1 protein-coding gene is annotated in these 1,327 nt (G+C 67.1%); it reads left to right on the top strand.

The window, feature by feature from the left end; genetic code table 11:
* Positions 1 to 69: 69 nt before the first annotated feature.
* A protein-coding gene (locus ACFYWM_RS44720) for an IS3 family transposase (RefSeq protein WP_389928005.1) occupies positions 70 to 1,295 on the top strand; the annotation gives its coding sequence in 2 pieces (ribosomal slippage) (positions 70 to 382 and positions 382 to 1,295; 1,227 coding nt in all).
* The last annotated feature ends 32 nt before the right edge of the window (positions 1,296 to 1,327 follow it).

Below are 1,327 nucleotides of genomic sequence, written 5' to 3'. Positions count from 1 at the left end.
GGACGTTCCCCCTTGAATGTGGACACCTTAGAGACTGGATCTTGAGGTCCAGGGGAAGAGATGTCCCTGATGGTGATGAAGAACTACCCGCCCGAGTTCAAGGCCGATGCGGTGGCGTTGGTGCTGTCGAGGCCGGACCGGACGATCACGTCGATCGCGCGGGATCTGGGAGTCAGCCGCGAGACGCTGCGGGTGTGGGTACGAGCCGCGCAGGCTCGGGGTGAGGGCGGGCGGCGAGCGGCCGGCGGGGTCAGCACTGGCAAGGACACCTCGGCCGGACCCCTACCCTCGGACGACGTGCTGGAAGAGGAGAACAAGCAGCTCAAGGCGCGGATCCGGGAGCTGGAGCAAGAGCGGGACATTCTGCGCAAGGCGGCCAAGCTTTTCGCGAACGAGACAAACTGGTGAACCGCTTCCAGTTTGTTGAGGATCACAAGGCGCTCTACGGGGTGAAGCGGTTGTGCCGGGTGCTGCAGGTGTCACGCTCAGGCTTCTACCGATGGTTGAAGGGTGTTGCGGCGCGGTTGGCCCGCCGCCAGGCTGATGAGCGGCTGGTCGGGCGGATGCGGCGGATCCATGCCGAGCATGAGGGCACCTACGGCTCGCCTCGGATGACGGCCGAGCTGCGCGCGGCCGGGATCGTGGTCAACCACAAGCGGGTGGAACGGGTGATGCGCGAGCACGGCATCGCCGGGCTGCATCTACGCAAGAAGGTCCGCACCACCGTCTCGGAACCGGACGCGGCACCCGTGCCGGACCTGATCCGGCGTGACTTCACCGCCGAGCAGCCGAACACCCGCTACGTCGGCGATATCACCTATCTGCCCGTCAGCGGCGGCCGGTTCCTCTACCTGGCCACGGTCGTGGATCTGTATTCGCGTCGGCTGGTGGGCTGGTCGATCGCCGATCACATGCGCACCGAGCTTGTTGTCGACGCGTTGCAGGCCGCGGCGCACACCCGGGGCGGCCGTCTGGACGGCGCGGTGTTTCACACCGACAACGGGGCGCAGTATTGCTCGCGGGAGTTCGCGCGGGCCTGCCGCTGGCTCGGCGTCACCCGCTCGCGCGGCGCGGTCGGCACCAGCGCCGACAACGCGGCAGCCGAGTCCTTCAACGCGAGTCTGAAACGCGAGACACTGCAGGGCGCACACCACTGGCCCGACGCCCGCACCGCCCGCCTGGCCGTGTTCGGCTGGATCACCCGCTACAACACGATCCGGCGGCACTCCCGGCTCGGCCAGCTCAGCCCGATCGACTACGAGAAGACGATAGATAGCCTGAAGTCTGCCGCCTGAAATCGGTGTCCACGTTTATGGGGGAAGCCCCG

The sequence above is a fragment of the Streptosporangium sp. NPDC002721 genome (assembly GCF_042888905.1).
In the GTDB taxonomy this organism is placed as follows: Bacteria; Actinomycetota; Actinomycetes; order Streptosporangiales; family Streptosporangiaceae; genus Streptosporangium.
This window is presented reverse-complemented; position numbering and strand designations above follow the sequence as displayed.